Origin of the sequence: Kriegella aquimaris (assembly GCF_900103215.1) — a bacterium.
GTDB lineage: Bacteria > Bacteroidota > Bacteroidia > Flavobacteriales > Flavobacteriaceae > Kriegella > Kriegella aquimaris.
On sequence record NZ_FNGV01000004.1, the window covers coordinates 264,674 to 284,890 of the forward strand.

At 41.4% G+C, this 20,217-nt stretch carries 12 protein-coding genes; all 12 read right to left on the reverse strand.

Going from position 1 to position 20,217, the window contains the following annotated elements; genetic code table 11:
- Positions 1 to 17 precede the first annotated feature (17 nt).
- The 12 genes from BLS33_RS11220 to BLS33_RS11275 all read right to left on the reverse strand — a co-directional run bounded on the left by BLS33_RS11220 (position 18) and on the right by BLS33_RS11275 (position 20,046).
- The gene (locus BLS33_RS11220) at positions 18 to 875 is read right to left on the reverse strand and encodes a fumarylacetoacetate hydrolase family protein (RefSeq protein ID WP_089888662.1); all 858 of its coding nucleotides are present in this window, start codon (positions 873 to 875) and stop codon (positions 18 to 20) included.
- A gap of 10 nt (positions 876 to 885) precedes the next feature.
- On the reverse strand, positions 886 to 1,659 hold the full coding sequence (locus tag BLS33_RS11225) for an SDR family NAD(P)-dependent oxidoreductase (protein WP_089888664.1): 774 nt from the start codon (positions 1,657 to 1,659) through the stop codon (positions 886 to 888).
- Positions 1,660 to 1,666: 7 nt separating this feature from the next.
- Positions 1,667 to 2,992, reverse strand: coding sequence for an L-fuconate dehydratase (locus tag BLS33_RS11230; protein WP_089888667.1), 1,326 nt, complete (start codon positions 2,990 to 2,992; stop codon positions 1,667 to 1,669).
- Between the two features lie 268 nt (positions 2,993 to 3,260).
- Positions 3,261 to 5,102 carry an arylsulfatase gene (locus BLS33_RS11235; protein WP_218129552.1) on the reverse strand — a complete coding sequence of 614 codons (1,842 nt, stop codon included), beginning with the start codon at positions 5,100 to 5,102 and terminating at the stop codon, positions 3,261 to 3,263.
- Between the two features lie 93 nt (positions 5,103 to 5,195).
- A complete protein-coding gene (locus tag BLS33_RS11240) occupies positions 5,196 to 6,701 on the reverse strand; it encodes a RagB/SusD family nutrient uptake outer membrane protein (protein ID WP_089888924.1) in 1,506 nt (501 codons plus the stop codon).
- Between the two features lie 16 nt (positions 6,702 to 6,717).
- A complete protein-coding gene (locus BLS33_RS11245; RefSeq protein WP_089888669.1) occupies positions 6,718 to 9,861 on the reverse strand; it encodes a SusC/RagA family TonB-linked outer membrane protein in 3,144 nt (1,047 codons plus the stop codon).
- A 396-nt stretch (positions 9,862 to 10,257) separates the two neighbouring features.
- Positions 10,258 to 11,658, reverse strand: a complete 1,401-nt coding sequence (locus tag BLS33_RS11250; protein WP_089888671.1) for a sulfatase-like hydrolase/transferase — start codon at positions 11,656 to 11,658, stop codon at positions 10,258 to 10,260.
- Positions 11,659 to 11,865: 207 nt separating this feature from the next.
- A complete protein-coding gene (locus BLS33_RS11255) occupies positions 11,866 to 13,461 on the reverse strand; it encodes a sulfatase family protein (RefSeq protein WP_089888673.1) in 1,596 nt (531 codons plus the stop codon).
- A 27-nt stretch (positions 13,462 to 13,488) separates the two neighbouring features.
- Positions 13,489 to 14,988: an alpha-L-fucosidase gene (locus BLS33_RS11260; RefSeq protein WP_089888675.1), complete on the reverse strand. Its 1,500-nt coding sequence runs from the start codon at positions 14,986 to 14,988 to the stop codon at positions 13,489 to 13,491.
- Positions 14,989 to 15,121: 133 nt separating this feature from the next.
- A complete protein-coding gene (locus BLS33_RS11265) occupies positions 15,122 to 16,675 on the reverse strand; it encodes a sialate O-acetylesterase (protein ID WP_218129553.1) in 1,554 nt (517 codons plus the stop codon).
- A gap of 214 nt (positions 16,676 to 16,889) precedes the next feature.
- A complete protein-coding gene (locus BLS33_RS11270; RefSeq protein WP_089888680.1) occupies positions 16,890 to 18,701 on the reverse strand; it encodes an alpha-L-fucosidase in 1,812 nt (603 codons plus the stop codon).
- Between the two features lie 34 nt (positions 18,702 to 18,735).
- Complete coding sequence (locus BLS33_RS11275; RefSeq protein WP_089888682.1) at positions 18,736 to 20,046, reverse strand: alpha/beta hydrolase family protein; 1,311 nt, start codon at positions 20,044 to 20,046, stop codon at positions 18,736 to 18,738.
- Positions 20,047 to 20,217: the final 171 nt, after the last annotated feature.

Here is a 20,217-nt window from a genome sequence, read left to right on the forward strand (position 1 = left end):
CTTTAAAATGTATTTCTCTAGGCTTTATATGCTTTAGCCTCTTGTCGCGAAGATCCCAATCCTTCGATACCCAACTCCACCACATCACCTGCTTTCAAATATTTTGGAGGATTGAATCCCAACCCTACTCCAAAAGGGGTTCCGGTAGAAATAATATCACCAGGCAAAAGGGTCATAAATTGACTAATGTAACTTACAACTTCTTGTACGTTAAAAATGAAATCGGATGTACTGCTTTGTTGTACGGTTTCTCCGTTTAGTTTCAACCAGAGGTCCAAAGCATTCGGGTTCTTAATTTCGTCAGTAGTGGCAATAAACGGACCGATGGGAGCGAAAGTATCGCAACCCTTACCCTTACACCATTGACCTTCTCTTTCAATTTGAAAGGCACGCTCGCTATAATCGTTGTGCAAAACATAACCTGCAATATGATCATAAGCATCGGCTTCAGAAACATAGGAAGCTTTTTTACCGATAACTATGGCAAGTTCTACTTCCCAGTCTGTTTTTTCACTTCCCTTAGGGATAATCAAATCATCATTCGGGCCGACAATTGCCGAGGTCGCCTTAAAAAACAGGACAGGTTCCTTAGGAACAGCCATACCGCTTTCTGCCGCATGTTGGGCATAATTTAGGCCAACGCAGACAATTTTCGAAGGACGTGCCAAAGGCGAACCTAAACGCTCGTCATCAGAAACTATCGGACAATTTCTTTCGTTTTTTTCTAGCCATTCACTTAATCTCTCAATCCCGTCGGTTCCAAAAAATTCTTCGTTGTAATCTGTTATAAATTCAGTAACATCCAACCGTGTACCATTTTCAAGTTGTACACCTGGTTTTTCTTCTCCTACACTTCCAAATCGTATTAATTTCATCGTAATTATTTTATCCGTTTAGTTTAATAAATCCGCCATCTATAGGAAAATCGGTTCCCGTAACAAATGATGCCTCGTCAGAGGCGAGGTAAAGGGCAAGGTTGGCTATTTCTTCAGGTCTACCCATACGCCCAATAGGCTGGGTTTTCGACAGTTTTTCCAACATCTCTTTTTCTTGTCCCGGGTAATTTTCACTGATAAATCCATCAACGAAAGGAGTATGCACCCTACCTGGCGAAATACTGTTGCAACGTATTCCATAATCCAAATAGTCTTTGGCTACGGAATATGTCATTGTCAATACTGCTCCCTTGGTCATTGAATAGGCAAATCGGTCATTTATTCCGACCGATGAGGCGATGGAGGCCATATTGATTATAACCCCACCTTTTTCTTTCATTGAAGCGATACAGGCACGCATACAATTGTACACTCCTTTAACATTTACTTCGTACAATCGATCTAAATCTGCGACTTCGGTCTGTTCTAAATTGCCAATATGGGCAATTCCGGCATTATTGACTAAAATATCTATGGATTTACTGGCTGAAATAGATTCAACTGCCTTTTTTACCTCATCTTCATTCGCCACATTACAATCATAAGCCTGTGCCTTTCCTCCATTGGTCATAATGGTCTCAACAGTCTCCTTAGCATTACTGGCCTTCAGTTCTAGAATATGAACTGTAGCACCTTGCTCAGCCAGCGCTATACAAATAGCTTGCCCAATACCACTTCCACCACCAGTGACTACGGCCGATTTATTCTTTAGGTTAAATTTCATTTGCTGTTTATTTATTTAACGCCAATTCTTCTTTCCAAAAACTTCCGTTCGGAAAACTGTATTCTTCTATGGATTCAGGTTTCATGGTAATGCTATAACCTGCCATACTCGGAGGCATATAAGCACCATTTTTTATTACTACAGAATCAAAAAAATGTTCGTGTAAATGATCTACATACTCAATAATTCGATTCTCCAACGAACCACTAATGGCAATATAATCGATCATGGATAGGTGCTGTACATATTCACAAAGTCCCACACCACCTGCATGTGGACAAACCGGAATCTTAAATTTCGCCGCCATCAGCAGAATAGCCAATATCTCATTGACGCCCCCTACCCTACAGCTATCAATTTGACAAATACCAATGGCATCTGCCTGCATCAACTGCTTGAATACAACTCGATTCTGACAATGCTCGCCAGTCGCTACTTTAATTGGGGCAACCGCCCTTGCTATTTTGGCATGGCCCAGAACATCATCAGGACTAGTAGGCTCCTCAATCCAATAGGGATCAAATTTCTTGAGTTCGGCCATGTTCGCGATAGCCTCATCAACATCCCATTTCTGATTGGCATCCATCATCAATCGCAAATCAGGACCTATTTCTTCTCGAATAATAGCGGCTCGACGCATATCATCTTGCAAATCTGAACCTACCTTAATTTTCATATGATCAAATCCAGCTTCTTTGGCCTCTCGGCAAAGCCTTCGCATTTTATCATCGGAATAGCCCAGCCAACCAGCTGAAGTCGTATAAGCGGGATAACCGTCTTGCTTCAATTTAGCTATACGCTCTTGTTTTGAGCTCTCTTTTTCTTTCAACATTTTCAAGGCTTCCGCCGGAGTAATGGCATCTGTGATATAGGTAAAATCAACACAACGCACCAGCTCTTCAGGAGTCATGTCGGCCAACAAACGCCATAGTGGTTTGCCTTCTGCTTTTGCGTATAAGTCCCATACCGCATTGACAACTGCTCCAGTAGCTAGATGAATAACGCCTTTTTCTGGGCCCAACCATCGCAACTGGCTATCGCCTGTTATCATTTTCCAAAAATCACCCATGTTGGCCGTAAAACTTTCCAAGGTCTTACCTACGACCAAAGGTGCCAATGAATTAATGGCAGCAGCGCATAACTCGTTGCCCCTACCAATGGTAAAAGTAAGGCCGTGACCCTCCAACCCATTGTCATCATCAGTCTTGAGAATTACATAGGCTGCAGAATAATCGGGATCAGGGTTCATGGCATCGGAGCCATCAAGAGATTTACTGGTAGGAAAACGAACGTCTTTGATTACAACATCCGTTATTGTTATTTTGTCTGACATAACTTCTATTTTAATAGCACAAAATTAAGAACTCCTTTTTTTCAAAACTACCCAATAAAACGCCTAAATCGATACTTTTTTTGCCGCATCAGATTTTTTGAGTGATTTATAATAGATAATTCATCAAAAGTAGAAGAAAAAGAGAAGAACAAATGGAGCTAATTGAGTATTTACTTAAAATAATTTACCCCTTGAGCCAAACATCTTCACGGCTGTCTTTTGACTCAAAGGGTATTTATTGAAATGTTTTTAACCTTAACAAAGACATTTATAGCTTTTCTATATATACATAATAAGCAGGATGCACCCTATTATCTTTGTCTATCAACTGAGCTTCCATGTTATATTTTCCCGCTGAAATATTAGCAGTGAACGACACTTCCTTTTGTCCTTTTTCAATTTTTGCGGATTTTTCCAAATCGGCAACAAAGATATAAGCACTTTCAAAATCAGATTTTATACTGGCCGGCATGAAGCGGTCTAATTCCACTCTTTTTTCTTGTTCAGGGAAGGTTTCGTTTATACCAAGGCCACTTTCGCGAGGAAATCGGCATAAACTTATCTTGTATTCCCCATCTTCTACAAATTGAATTTTCCAACTTCCAGTAGCTTGAACCGCACTAGCTGCCCCATATTGGTGCCACATATGCGTAAATTTACCGGTCAACATATCGTGGGCCGAAATACGACTAGGGTTTTCTTGGGGCGTACCGACCTTAATATAAGCGTAGCGTTCATTAACGCCTTCATCTGTTATCGATTGCCACCATTTCTCATAGCCCAGGGCCAATTTTTCGACTACTTCCGGATGCTGGTCAAAAACATTTGTGGTCTGACTACGGTCTTGGTTCATATCATAGAGTTCCGTTCCGTTCACGAGACGCCAATTGTCGTCCATCACGGAATACTTTCTGTATTTCACCAAATTCTGTAAGCGCTGCGTATCCATATATAATGTTCTGTTCGGCCATTTGTCACCTTTATCATAAAGTAAGGGTTTTAGACTTTTGCCGTCGAGTGGCTTAACCGGATTAAAATCAAATCCGAGAAGATCTACAAAAGTGGGTAGCAAATCATAATGCGCAACCAATTTATCGATATCCTTACCACCGGTGAGTTGCCCGTCGGGCCAGCGAATTAAAAACGGTACGCGATGACCGCCTTCGTACTCACTACCTTTCGAACCTCTGAGACCGGCATCAAAAACTTTGTTTCCGCCGGCTGTTCCATTGTCCGTTGTAAAGATCAGAATGGTATTGTCGGCAATATCCAATTTCGCTAACTTATCTTCCAAGAGTTTAAAATTATCGTCGATATTGGTTATCATTCCATAAAACCGTTGGAACTTTTCCTCCAAGCCCTTTACCCCTTTGTACATATTCAAATACTCTTCTGGCACGTTTAAAGGACCATGCGGAGCATTGGTGGCGATATAACAGAAAAAAGGATTGTCCTTATTCGTTTCGATAAAATCCAACGCCTCGGAAAAGAAGACATCCGTACAGTACCCTTCGTATCTTTCCGTTACCCCATTATGCCAATAGGTGTCATCGAAGTAGTCATTACCCCAATAATCTGGCCCTTGCGTAATGCCACCTCCCCCATGACGCACGACTTCATGAAAACCTCTATCTTCAGGGCGGTACGGATAATTATCCCCTAAGTGCCACTTACCGAACATCCCGTTGGTATACCCGTTTTGCGCAAAAATTTGAGGCAGAATAACTTCATCTTCAAAAAGTAGGGAGCGCCCGGCAATGGTATGGAATACATTTAAGCGGTTGGTATGTCTCCCAGTCATTATGGCACCCCTACTTGGCGCACAGGTCGTCGACACATGATAATTCGTCAACCGTACTGCATCTTTATAGAATTTATCGATGTTCGGAGTTTTTATGTAAGGGTTTCCATAACACCCCAGATCGCCCATACCTTGGTCATCGGTAATCACCACAACAACATTCGGTTTTTTCTTGGTCGGACTTTGCGCTCGTACAATTATTGACGAGACAAAGGAAACAATCATCAAAACTGAAAGGAACTTCACCCTATAACTTCTGGTATTCGCACTTACAAGCTTCTTTTTGCTTCTAAATAATGTATGCATCATATTTAACTATTTTATTTTAATGTAATCTATTATTCTTTCTAATGACAATCAAGTATCTGATATGAATTATCTTCTTGACAACCAAAGGTCATTTCAATATCCTGTATTTTGAACTAGGTTTTCATTGTTGCGTAGCTCATCGGTGGGAATAGGAAATAACAGTTCACGCTCGGTTAACGTTGGTCCATATACAAATTCATGGCCCACGAATTCGTCAAAATTGCCGGTGGCAACATTGAATGCCTTCCTGAGTCGCACCATATCGAACCAGGTGACATTTTCATAACTGAGTTCGTGCCATTTTTCCTTCCAAACGGCTTCCCGAAATTGCTCTTTACTTAACCCTGATAATTCAGGAAGTTCCGCTCTGTTCCTGATTCCATTTACAGCGGCATACGTCTCTGTAGTCGGTCCAGACACTTCATTCGCAGCTTCTGCATAGATTAGCAGTACTTCTGCATATCGAATCAAATCCCAATTCAAATCACTGCTGGCAGTTTCAAGATTGGCCATTATATCGAAGTGCTTGTATAGAAAATGCCCCCCTAAAACGATGGTTTCTTCCCTATCGAACTTTGAAGTATAGGTAGTATAATAAAATTCCTTTTCCTCAGCTCTTTTATCACCTTCATCATATGAATTAACGAATTCTTGATTGGCATAAATAGCCCCTGTCTGCGCAGAATAGGCCGAAATATTCATGTTATAGGGAATAATCAATGGCTGCCAATCAGACGGATCTACAAAGGCCTCGTACTGAACCATAAAAACATTTTCCCCAATGTTGTTTTTTGCGGGATCGTGCAGGTCGGCATACTCTGGAAATAGACTATACTCTCCTGAATCGATAACTTCTTTGGCCTTGTCTGCCGCTTTTTGATAATATTCCGCACCTTTTTGCAAAGGATTCCCGGCCATGGTAAGGTACACACTTGACAATAAAGACTTTACTGCGCCCAAGGTTACTCTTCCCGAGGTATCATTAAAAGGAAGGCCAGATGATTCGGCACTGGTTAAATCTTCGACAATCAACGTGTAAATATTCTCAGCTGTTTCTTGGGTGGCATACAGGTTTTCTGAACTTAAATCTATAGGGTCCGAAATCAATGGGACCATTCCAAAGATTCTAACAAGGTTATAGTAATAATAAGCCCTTAAAAACTTGGCCTCCCCCAACAACTTGTTTTTTTGACCTTCGTCCATAGCAATATCCGGTATATTCGCAATGGCCAAATTCGCGTTGGCGATACCCTGATAACTACTGTCCCAATAAGTTTTGCCATAAGCATTATCCGAAGTATTGGTCAAATTTCGAATGATATTACTATTATCGGCCTGCCCAAGATCACTCTCGGCAAGTCCGGTAGCAAATTCCAACATCAACCAAGGGCTACCACCATAGGAACCCCCGCGCACTGATCTTAGGTTCGAATAAATCGAATAAATTGCAGTTTCGGCATGTTCAGCAGTCTTGAAATAGCTGTCTGCAGTTATATTTGAAGGATCTGTTTCCTCTAGAAAATCGGAGCATCCTATTCCTATGAAGAGCAAAGATCCCATTAACAATACTTGGATTCTAGTTTTTATAGTATTTTTCATGTTTGTCATTTTTGAATTAAAACGTAGCATTCAACCCGATCATAAATACTCTGGGTTTTGGATATTGGTCAAAGTTTACTTCTCCTTGGCCAAAGGTCGTATCGCTGGTTTGAACCTCGGGATCGTAGCCTTGGTACTTTGTGCTTATAAAGAAGTTTTGGGCGGAAGTGTAAATCTTCAACCTGCTCAACCTTAATTTATCGGCTATGTCAGACGAGAAATTATAGCCCAGTAAAAGATTCCTACCCCTAATAAAAGAACCGTCTTGAATCATGTGGGAGGTATCTAAATTATCATAACCTGCCGATACGGGCCTCCACTGTGCGATGGGTGTATCTTGATTTTCTGGTGTCCAGCCATTCAAAACGGTGGACAAGCTGTTCGCTATACCCTGACGGTTTTCTTGCGGACGCGTGGTAATGTACATGACATCATTACCATATTGAAACTGCAAATCGATTAACAATTCGAAATTCTTATAGCGGAAAGTGTTTATCAAGCTTCCATATCCATCGGGTATACCTTTACCAATAATCGTTCTATCGGCTTGATTGATTACCCCGTCGTTGTTCCGGTCTTCTATTTTAACATCTCCAGGCAACCTGAAATATGTTGCTGCTTCATCGGCTTCGTCAGAGCCCCACGTGCCCAAATTGACCAATCCGAAAAATGAACCGACTGGTTCTCCTTCGCGGATTATGGTTCTGCTCGAAAAAATATCACTTCCTCCCGAAAGGGCCACTACCTCATTCTTGTTCATGGCAATGTTGAAATCGGTTTCCCAAGAAAAATCGGTATTCAATATATTTTTGGTATTCAAGGAAAACTCAAATCCCTTATTCTCCATACTTCCGATGTTACGGAATACAGAGGCATAGCCGCTACTGGTGGGTACCGGTGAATTCAAGAGCATATCGTCGGTTAGCTTGCGATAAATATCAGCCTCTAAAGAGATTCTTCCATTGAAAAGCCCAACTTCAATGCCTGCATCTACTTGCTTCGTTTTCTCCCATTTTAGGTTAGGATTGGCCAATCGATCTATGCCTATACCGTTTACGATAACATCATTTACCACGTAAGCATAGTTTCCGAGACCCGATAAAGCACCATATGCGGGTATTTCTGAGTTACCCGTAACCCCATAACTTGCGCGCACTTTGAGATTGGAAATAGTGGAAGATTCTTTTAAGAAATCTTCTTCGGAAACTTTCCAGGCCAAGGCCGCGGACGGGAAGAACGCATACCTGTTCGTATCACCAAATTTTGACGATCCATCGACACGCCCTGTAACCGTCAAAAGGTATTTATTCATTAATCCGTAATTGATTCTCCCGAAATACGAATTCAAGCCGTAGGCAAAGGCATTCGAGCTCGGGGTTCTGACCACTGAGCCTGCACCGAGGTTATCGAAGCCGAAAAAATCATCGGAAAAATTTTCTGAACCGGCACTGAAACCTGTATTGTCTATATGTTGCCATGAAAGTCCCAACAACCCAGTTATCGAATGAATTTTCGCTATATCCTTAGTATAGGTCAAGTAATTTTCAAATTGCCATGAAGTGTACTCGTTCGATGCCCTTGTGGCATAACCATTGGTGTTCGTACCAATAAAGCTAAGTTCACGACCGGCATATTCATCGGTTTTTTGTTCGACGTTATTAACACCTATAGAAGTTCTAAAATCGAGCCCCTTAGCTAAGGTTACATTGGCAAAAATGTTACCGAGTATGGTATTGGTTCGTAAATATCTCTTGTATTCCTCTCCTACCCTAACAGGGTTCGGGCCTCCTTCCATACCCGGATAGTCGGCATTACTCGCCCAACTACCATCAGGATATTTGACTGGTATTATAGGGATATTCTCAATCATATTCCTTCCGACCCAAGAACCATGAATTACTCTTTCTTTTTGATTGTTGTAGCTCAGGCTACCTCCGACCTTTAACCAATCCCTGATGTTGGAATCGAAAACAAATCGTCCGGAATAGCGCTTTAACCAAGAGTCTTTCATAATACCCTCTTCGTTCATATAGCCTAGAAAAGCTCCGTAACTACCATTCTCGTTACCCCCTGTAAATGACAATTGATGGTTCTGTGTGAAAGCCGCACGCGTAACTTCATCTTGCCAATCCGTATTATAAATAGGGTCGCCATTTGCATCGAACAACCTCGGATCATTTCTCTTAGTGGCCGGATCGGTATACTTGCCATTGGCAAACCCGATGGCATCATATTTTTCTGCGTTCTGGTAGGCTACCTCTTCTATCATCAAAAATTGTTCAGAGTTCAGGACCCCGACTTTTTTGGAAAGATTTCCCAAACTATAATAGCTATCATAACTGATTTTTCCGCCTGCTTGACTGCCTCTTTTCGTTGATACCAAAATAACCCCGTTCGCTCCCCTTGAACCATAAATAGCGGTTGCCGAGGCATCTTTGAGCACCTCGATAGAAGCAATGTCGTTAGGGTTAATATAATCAATAGGAGAGCTATTGTTCGCCAAACCAGTAGAAACCAATATGACCCCATCTACTACATATAAAGGATCGTTCGATAGACTGACGGATGAATTTCCCCGAATTCTAATATTTGATTTTCCTCCCGGTCGACCCGAATTGATAGAAACGCTCACCCCAGGCATCTTACCCGATAGCGATTGGGTAAGTGATGCAGCAGGGCGCTCTTGAAGTTCGTCTGCCGAAACAGATCCAACAGCCCCGGTAAGGTCACTTTTCTTTTGCGTACCATAACCGATTACGACCACCTCATCTAGACTTGCAGCATCTTCTTGCATGGTTACATTAATACTGTTCGTCTGGCCAACTTTTAAAGATTGTGTTTTCATTCCTATATAGGAAAAAACCAATTCATCACCAGTACTCGCGGCAATGGTATATTTTCCATCAAAATCAGTTTGCGTACCCGTTGTGGTTCCTTCAATCAACACATTCACCCCTGCCAATGGCACCCCTGAATTGTCTAAAACAGTACCTGTGATTTGTTGTTGAACAATCTCAAAATCAGGTGCTAAAGATACGGCAATAACCCCCGCATAGACCTGTGGAATAAATGTGGGTAAAAGGAATGCAATGAAGCATACCTTAAAAAGTTCCTTTGAGGTAAGCCCAAAGGAATAAATTCTAGTTTTCCGTTTTTTCATTTTCTTACAGTTTTTATTTGGTTAATTTAATTGAGTTCTCACACTATCATTGGTATCTGTACTTAAATCATATCATCGTAAATACTTCAGCCTCTAGATTTGCATCATCCTGAAAATATACCACATCTTTCAACCACATGTGTGGAGCTTTTTGTTCGATAAGTACCACCTCACCTTCTTTAAACTTTTCTATGCTATCGGCGATAAAACGTGGCCCTCAGCTCTGAAGAATTACTGCCAACCCAAATTCAGGATGATAATGCCACACCCCTAAAAAATTAGCATGGCGATCCATTGTCAACACAAAACCTGTTCAGCAAAGGAAGTTTCGATTCTTTGGCTTAAATCCGATTGCTCAAATTAAAAATGAACAATGAACTTTTTACTCCTGATTTATTATTTCAGGTCTTTCCTCTCTTTTGAAAAGCAATCTTCCGATGGATTTTCAGGCAACGTCGCTTCAAAGGCTTTAAGCTTATCCATTAATTTTTGAAGTTTCTCGGGGTTTTCAGCCGACACATTCTTCTGTTCCGCCCAATCTGAACCGACATTATAGAGTTCAGTTCTTCCTAATTTATTATTGGTCAATAGCTTCCAATTGTCTTCTTGAACGGCGGCACTTGGCCAAAAATCAGGGCGATCATTTGAAAAACGCCAGTCCCAAAAAATGGGCTTTTCTCGCTTAAAGGTTTTTCCCATAAAGGCGGATACAATACTCACTCCGTCAGGCTCGTAGTTCTCGGGATACGTCGCTTTTGCCAATTCTAAAAATGTCGGCAGCAAATCTACGGTGGCCAATTCCGTCGTCTTATCGACCGCTCCAGCAAGCACCTTACCGGGCCATCGAACTAAAAATGGTATGCGAACACCACCTGCGAAAAGAGAGCGTTTACGCCCTTTGAGGCCGCCTGTTTCACCTACGGAATAGTAAGTTCCTAGACCAGGACCAGTAGAATTATCTTCTGTTTTTTTCTTCTTCCCTGTTATTTCAGGTCCATTGTCGGAGGAGAAAACCACTAGGGTATTTTCATCGATACCCAAGGCTTTTAAGGTTTCGAACAAGATTCCGATGCGGGCATCATATTCCGCTACAGTAGCCGCATAAACCTGTTGTTGCTCGTCTAAATGAGCAAATTGTTTCATATACTCTTCCTTTGGGTAAAATGGGGTATGCGTCGCATGAATCCAAGCATTGATAAAAAACGGTTTATCCTTGTTCCGTTTTACAAAATCAATCGTTTTATATAGGGTAGAATCTGCCTGCATCTGATGTAATTTACTTGGTAAATTAAATGCGCCGTACTCATCGTATCCATATTCCAAGGGAGTGGGCCCATCTTTAACATGAGTATTCGAAAGATGCCATTTGCCGTAATGTGCAGTGGCATAGCCCGCTTGCTTTAACATTCTAGGGAGCAATGGGGCTTTGGGGTTCAACCAATCTGGCATACCCCTTTTCATATGTGATTCGACGGAAGCAAAATGCCCATGGACACTTTGACGTGCCGGATACTGCCCAGTCATTACCGCGACCCTGCTCGGAGAACAAACCGGATTGACCACGGAGAAGTTCTGAAAATCGATACCCTCGGCGGCCATTTTATCAAGGTTGGGAGTTTTACAGAAAGTACTGCCGTGAATCCCCAAATCTCCATACCCCCAATCATCTGCAAAAATGAATATGATATTAGGTCGGTTATCTTGATTGGTAGTTACTTCTTTCTTAGCCTCTTGTTTACCCCCACACGATAGGATTACCAAGGTGCTAAAGATCAGGATTTTTGTTCCTATCTTCATTTTTTACTCTTGTTTTATGGTATCTGTTTGGAAAGCCGAAATTGATATAGGCCTAGACCCGAGCTTTATTCAACTAATCGACAAACTGTTATTGGACAAACCTACAGACCAAGCCCAAAAACGTATTTCTCTGTTCGATCTTTTTTTTGCTTATTTCGCCCAATATTGAAGAATTTGGGCAATAGAGGCACTCAAAGGGGTTTTCAACTATGATTTAAACCATTCGGGCATCACCCAATTCGTTTTGACGTACGCTTGCGGTTTACCGGATGTAGTTCTGCCTTCTTTAATGATTTGGGTTATCTTTTTAGTAAGCCTTCTCACTTCATCAGGATGCTCGAAATAAAGGTTTGTAGTTTCACCCGGATCTTGTTCCATATTGTAAAGTTCAAAGATTGCTTCACCCTCTTCAGGTTGAATGATTCTAGGCTCTAAAGAACCACCTGAACCACGAAACATATTCAATTTCCATTTTCCCTCACGAATTGCAAAATGGCCCGATACGGCATGGTGGATTACTGGCCCCCTTACCGATTTATCATAACTTTCTCCTTTTAAAATGGGCAATAGACTGTAACTGTCCTCACCTGCATTATCCGGAAGCTTTGCTCCAACGATATCGGCAATGGTTGCCAGATAATCGGTCTGGCAGACTGGCACATCTACTATTTTTCCTGCTTTGATAACACTTGGCCAACGCAGCATAAAGGGCACACGATGCCCTCCTTCGTAAATATCACGTTTGCCACCCTTAAAATTTAGACTACTAAAATGTCCATGTTCCTCCCGTTGATAAACGTAGTTCGTTTCAGCACCATTATCCGAAGAAAAAATCACCAAAGTATTGTCTTCGATATCATTGGCCTTCAAAGCATCTAATACCTGCCCCACCCTAAAGTCGGTTTCCTCCATAAAATCACCATAATTACCACAGTTACTACGCCCTTGAAAATCAGGATGAGTGCAATGCGGTAAATGCGGACTAGTCAATGGGAAGTATAAAAAAAATGGTTTTCCTTTTTTAGCGTCCTCCGCCGATGCGTTAATATACTCCACTGCTTTGTTGGCAAATGTCTCTAGCACCAACTCATCGTTAAATGATGCCGCTACCTCGACCCATCCATTTGAACCATTTTTAGGTTCATTCTCATAGGGAGGTGTCATTCTATACCCCTTTGGCGTAATTGTGTCGCTAAATGTTCTGGGATTACGGTCCTCTTTCTTTTTAGTCCAAAATACTGGGGGATCCAATACCGTATCATTTTCTAAATAAGTTAAAATACCATAATTCATGGAGGCAGGAATGCCGAAAAAATAGTCAAACCCTTTCTCAATGGGGCCGTCAACAAAGGGCATTGACCAGTCACGGTCTTTACCAAGACTTCCCTCAAATTCCATTTGAAGATGCCATTTTCCTATCATAGCTGTGCTGTAACCATTATCCTTTAGCAAGGATGCAATCGTCATCCTATCCTTCTCGATCAAACAGGGACCATCGGCCCCCAAAACTCCTTTTTTCAAAGAGGTTCGCCAACTGTAACGCCCAGTTAACAAAGAATATCTGGAGGGACTACACACGGCATCACTGCTATGCCCATCCGTAAAGGTGATACCTTCGTTGGCCAATTTATCCATATGGGGTGTTCTAAACTTGGCATCAGGGTTGAGTGCCCCCACATCACCATAACCTTGGTCGTCGGTATAAATGATGATTATATTCGGTTTTTCAATGCTCTGGGCACCTGCGGCTATAGCAACCAATAACACCAAAACTGCCAATCTCTGTCTTAATAAATGCATCATCTCTTCTTTAATTAGTTTTCCAAACCTCTATTTTAAACGTATGGCCCCACGAACCTTTCGTAATACCTCGAGCGACTTTGGTGATACCGAACCGTCTTCATACATTTCAAGATTTATGGAAAGTGGATATCGATTTTTTCGTGCGTGCCTAATTCTTTCAACAAGCTCTTCAGCCGAATATTCTGGGGGTGCAATCGTCGTATTCTTATCAATATGTCCCCATTTTTTCTCAAGTGTGAAACAGGTATGCGCCTGTAATCCTTTGTAATTTCCTTCTGGGAATACTCCATCCTCAAGTCCCGTAAATTGTTTTAAGCCCTCACCGGCGTAATAATCTTGGTATTCTGTTACTCTTGGCAAAATCCATGAATTATAGGTAACCATACGTTGTGGGTTGCCCTTTTTTGCCGCTTGACTTATTTTTCTAAAATTGGCGGTCGAAATGCCGCCAGATGTACCATCAAAGTGCGTGTCATAATAGCGCTGCGCCCCATCAAAAAACCACCCGTTCAATTTTTCCCCATAGCGATTACCGACCTCGGTCAAAATATTATTAATATTTTGGTACAATTCCGTTTTATCGGCCTTATATCCGCCTGCAGCCTGTAACCAAGTTGAATCTTTCGAATGGTAGCAATCGTAGCCGTAGTGATAATAGAATATAAGTTTGATTCCTTTTTCATAGAGCCGATTAGCCATTTCTCCGAGTAAATCCCGTTTTGTAGTTCGGCCTTTAATTATTTTATCAAGTGATTTAATAGGTGCAGAAATATACTGTTGCCCCCAAGTCATTGACCAAATGACATATGCAGCTCCGGATTCTTCCACCATATTGACAAATTTATCGACATCAAAATCATTGATTTTTTTATCCCAAGGCTTGACCGTATCTCCTTTTTCCGGTGTTGCACGATTGGTCCATTGAAACATCAATCCGTAACCGGCATCTTTGAACCAGTTTGCTTTTTGTCTGATTTTTAGCGCTTCTTCGTCTATTTTAGCGCTATAAGATGGTTCAATTAATTTTAAAGCGGATAGATTAAACTTTTGATCCGATTTAATTTCCAACTGCAAAGTATTCAGGCCTTTTCTTAACTCAACGGTGCCCAGGTTAACTTCGGACCATTCTTTTTCATTGCTTGCAAAATCATAACTTTTCCCATTGCAGGATAGTACCCCATTTACATCTTCACCTAGTACTCGAGCAACAACTTCAAAGTTTTCAACTTTAGAGGCTTTTAAATTCCATTTTATGATATACGGACCTGGTGCCTCGGACTCTATCCATTGGAACATAAAATTTAGAACCGTAGTTTTTAGATTCGCACTTTTTTCCGCGAGACCTCCCGAAAGCACATTAACCTCTTTGCTATTGATAACGATGGGGTCAACAACCCTTTTAATAGCATTGTTTCCTGTCTCTGCGTAAGGGTCTGGACTATCTTGGCTCTGCGCTTGCAGGGATATCAATGCTAACAGCAACACAACCCAATACTTCTTGGAAATATACATCATGTCTTTGCCCATATTTTGAATTCCTAATTGGATTTAATTTCCCTATTCCTATTGAAATAGTAGCAACACATTTAACTTTTATAAACAAGCTTTAAAAAAACAACTTCAATAGATTCAGCACTACAACCCAAATTTCATTCGAAATTTATTCCTCGGTAGGAATCTCCTTATCCGTTCGAAAAGGATATGCGGGCAAATTCGAGCCATTGACCAAATTCACATTAGGTTTTCCGGCAAAAGCGTAGCGCACGTAGCGCGGCCTACTTATTTTATCATTGGAAATGACAACGGATTCACCTTCTAGTTTCGCTTCGGCAACTTTCCATTGCAACGATTCATCGCAAATCCAGAATCCTGAAGGCGCATTTCCGTCAATAGTTTTTAAACCTTTGGCATTGTTAAAATGGATAATCAATGCATTATTTTGAGTTTTTACTTCCTTTAAAACTGGCCCTTCGGCAACAACATCTTTATTCAGCACATATTTTTCCGCGAGAAGTGCGAGTCTCTGGCCAACAGGAAGCTTATCCTTCGGGTGAATATTCGTTACATCACCCAAATCGATCGTATTGGCAACACTGGTATAAGGAAGATCTAACACCTTTAATTGCGATTCGCGCATCCATGCCCATGACAAGGCTGTAGGACTTTGTGGGTCGATATCCGGATTATTGCTTGTTCCCTTTCCATAACCCGGAAGCATGACAATTGCGAAGTGCATTTTGTTGTTTTTCCATTCTTTTCTATAACGTTTGACCCATGATTTCAGCACATCTCCATATTCATTAATCCCTATGACCCTATGATACCAATTCGCTTCGCTCACCTCGGGTACACCGGAAATGTAACGGGTATTACGCTCCCCTTGATACCAAATCAAACCGCTACAGGCATATGGAGCCAAGGGCTTTATCATCGCATTATACAAAATGTTGGGTTGTCGCCGCATAAATATATCCTCTTTATTCGACCAACCTTCAGGAGAATCGAGCGAGGCGCTGATCCTATCCCGGGTCGACGTATCGGCATCTAAAGCTTCCATAATATCCTTGAAATACGAAAATTCCTTGGCCATATCTCGAGGCATCCACGCTTCAATCGATGAACTGCCCCAAGAAGCATGGATTATTCCAATCGGAATTTCTTCGGCTTTTTCAAGAAAGTATGCAAAACCAAATGCGACAGCACTACTGGGGGGAATAACCGCCCAATTACCGCTAACATCCTCTTCTTCTTTAAAGGAAACGGTTCGCTTCACCTCAAAACTTCTTATGTTTTCTGCAGTGGGCAACAATGCTTTTAATTCGGGAACATTAGCTGCAGAAAATTGCATATTCGATTGTCCTGAACATATCCAAACTTCCCCGACGACAACATTGGACAAGACTATTTCGGTATTTCCGCTAATAATCATTTCCCGAGGTGTTTTTGACGCTTGCAATGGCGCCAACTTCACCATCCACCTTCCATCTTTTCCACTTTTTGTCGTGGTACGTTGATTGGCAAATTTTACCGTAATTTTTTCATTTGGCTTTGCAGTTCCCCATACAGGGACGGAGACTCCATGCTGCAATACCATATTATCGCAAAATAAATTAGAGGGCCTTAATTCTTGGGAATACGCAATTGCTATATTGAAAAGCAGAAAAACAAATAGTGTTGTAATTGAGGTGTTTTTCATCATTGTTGGTAGTGTCATTTATATATCGAGCGTGATTTGGATTAGGACTCCATTGTCGTAGATGTGATTTTACTTTTGTAATGCCTTCCTATATCAAGAACAGCAAAGTTGTTTCCAAAAATTTATCACATTTCCCTTAACGCTGCTGCAATTTAGAAATGTTTTTTGGGTTTCCTCAGGCATTTTTACTGCTCAAACGTACGAACTTTTACGAATTAACTTCCACGACAACTTATTCCATGCTTTCTTCTGGGGTCAATCGTATTTCTTTGAGACTGGCACCTTTCCTATTTCCATCTACCAAAGAAACTGTAATTGTATGTTTTCCAGGCTTTTCAAATTTCAACAACCCCATTTCGTAATAACTATATACCGCAGATGAATTCTGCTGGTTCTGAACAACAACTCCTTCATCCGAAGTAATATTCCAGACCAGACGGCCTTCTCCGGCATAATTGAGTTCCGTTTGGTAATAGCCGGGTTCCATTACTTCTATTACCCAAGTCACGTTGCCCTCGTCTTCCCAATCTTGGGCCTGTTCAATATGTTTCCATTCCCCAAATTTCTCCATCCACTTTTTTTCCATAATCTTAGCACCCTTTGCCGTGGCAAAATCTACCGGAAGTACTGTAGCAAATACCGGGTCAATACTATTCGAAACAGCAACGTGTGGTTTTCCAACGAGCGCGACTTCTATGACCGAAACCGTTTTCTCCGGACGTTCTATAGGAAGTGTTATGCTCACCCAATCCCCATTTTTTTCCGTTTCCAATGGCAAAAGCTTTTCTTCACCCAAGAGATTTACCGACTGAATATTATTTTTTAACCCTGGCAGCCACAATTTACCATCTAATGGCCACTTATAAACACAGAGATTTAATTTGCCATCGGATGACACCGTTACATCACCCCACGGCAAGGCATGGCCCCATGGCGAAGCGCCAGCCTTATAAATGACTTGCGGATATGTACCGATCCACTCTCCAGAAGCTCTTAAAGATTCTTGCGCTTCTATCGGGATGGTACCATCTGGTGCCGGACCAACATTTAACATATATGTGCCCCCTCGAGCTACCGTTGAAATTATACTTTTCAAAATACGTTTCGGACTTTTCCAGTTTTCATCATACCAGGCATAACCCCAAGAATCGTTGGTCACATCAACGGTTTCCCAAAGTCCGCCAATATTTTTAATGGGAATATTCATATCGCCCAAAGATTTATAATCGCCCAATCCGTGACCGGCACGCCCTGAAATCATTGTATTTGGCTGGTGTTTTCGAACTACTTGCACCAATTCTTCCACGTATTTTTTTTCCATATCCCCGGGGGTATCGAACCAGACCATGGCGATATCACCATATTCCGTTAAAATTTCCTTTACCTGCGGAAGGCATTTGTTCTTGAAGTAGTAATCGAACCCCACTTCTTTCCCTTTTTCATTGACTTTAGGACCTCCATTTCCTCCCGGAAACGTCCAATCTTGATTGTGCGAGTAATAAAACCCAAAACCCAGGCCCAATTCTTTACATGCTTTTGCCAACTCTTTCATGGGGTCTCTGGCGAAAGGTGTGGCCTTCACAATATTAAAATCATTGCTCTTAGAATCATACATAGCAAAACCATCGTGGTGTTTGCTTGTAATCACAATGTATTTCATGCCCGCATCTTTAGCAAGTTGGGCTATGGCCTTGGCATCGAAATTTACCGGATTGAAGTTTTTTGCTTCGGCCTTATATTCCTCCACTGGAATATTTGCCCTACGCGGATTCATAATCCATTCGCTAATGCCATAATAGGTACTATCTTTCCATTTGTTGGCAATGTTGGAATAAAGCCCCCAATGAATGAACATGGCATAGTTACCTTCATCAAATAGAGCGGTTCGAGAAATGGGCGCATCAGTGCCAAGACTGCTTTGTTCACCCCACATCTCATCCATTCCCTTTCCTTTTTTCTTCTCTTGTGCCAACAAGAAACCACTTTGCAATACCAATGCTCCCAATAGCATTACGAGATGCTTTTTACTATTTTTCAAATTCATTATTCCCTTTTGATTATAGATTTATCATTATTATTTAATCGGGTCTATCATTTTTTTTCTTGTGAAGTTGTATGCCGCTATCCTTCGCGACAAATCGCATGGGTGAACAATACATCATACCCTCGGAGTCGACTGTATTTATAAAATAGGCCACTGCATCTTCGGGCAAACTTGCCGAAATTGTTTTATTAGCATCGGAAAACTTTGCTGTGGCTTGTCCCCATATGTAATTATCCCTGCCCCAATCTGCCGTATCGGTTGTGTAATAAAGAAAAGCCTTCTTTACTTTCCCTTTGTACGTATACCGTAATTCATTTTTCTTACTTAATGCTTTAAACCGTGGCATAATGGGTGCGTCACCCTGTTTTGTTATATAATCGGCAAAAGCATAAATGGTTTTAGGAGCCCACCCCGCTTGGTGCCCGTGTTTCATATTATGCTCGACATAAAGATATTTCTCATTGGGGGATGCTTCGAACGTTTTAGTGAAGCTGTTCATCGTAAAGTGAAAATCGTTTGTGCCGTTTACAAAAAGTGTGGGCTGTTTTTGTAAGGGCACAAATAAGGAAGGTTCCCAATTGGTTAAGTAAAATGCCTGTTGCTCATTAGTTAGCTTTCCGAGCATATCGCTGTAATGAGGCGTTTCTTGTAAAAAACCACAACCATATACGGGTATGGCAAATGCAAAACGATTATCGACCCCGGTTATAACATTGGTAAGTATTCCCCCCCAAGAAATACCAGTGACGCCTATTTTGGTAGTATCTACCTCAGGAAAGCTCTTTAGCAAACTAACGGCCATCACAACATCTGCAACGGCATGATAAAACCATTGATCCTGTAATTTTTCAGTAACAACATCTTCGAAAAAGCCTATTCTTCTTGGTCCGGAATATTCAAAGGTTGGCCACAGTTTTTCTCCTTGATTATTTTCAACCCTATGTCCGGGAATCTGCCCTTCCAATGCTACTGAAATGGCAATATACCCGCTATCTGTCCACTCTTTTACCCATTCGGGGAACACCGTACCGCCACCCCCATGAACCAAAACCACGGCAGGCCTTTTATCTCCTTTTGAAAGATTTTCAGGTATGCCGTACCAACAAAATACTTTTGTCCCCTTTCCTTTAAAGGGCAGTCCCTTAAAGAACAAGCCTTTGATATTTGAAAACTGTTTATGTTCATCGAAACCATCGGTGAATTTGAAATCCGGAGTATTGAAGACCCCACTTTTGACAAGTTCGCTTTTAACCCACAGCGGTCCGCTGTCTTTCTGAAAATCGGTTAAGGAACGATTTGTAACACTCGTTTGACCGACAACATGACCGCATATTAAAAAAAACATTAGAAGCGATTTAAAGGTTCTAATCCTTTTATTTGTTTTATGATGCAACGTTGTTATGTAACTCACTTATCGAAATTTTACCCTTTTTATTCCTTACTCTTTTCGTAGGCTTTTTAGTCAAATTGAGTAGCATCCCAAAACTAATTTCCGCATTAAGAAACGGCTTTCTCT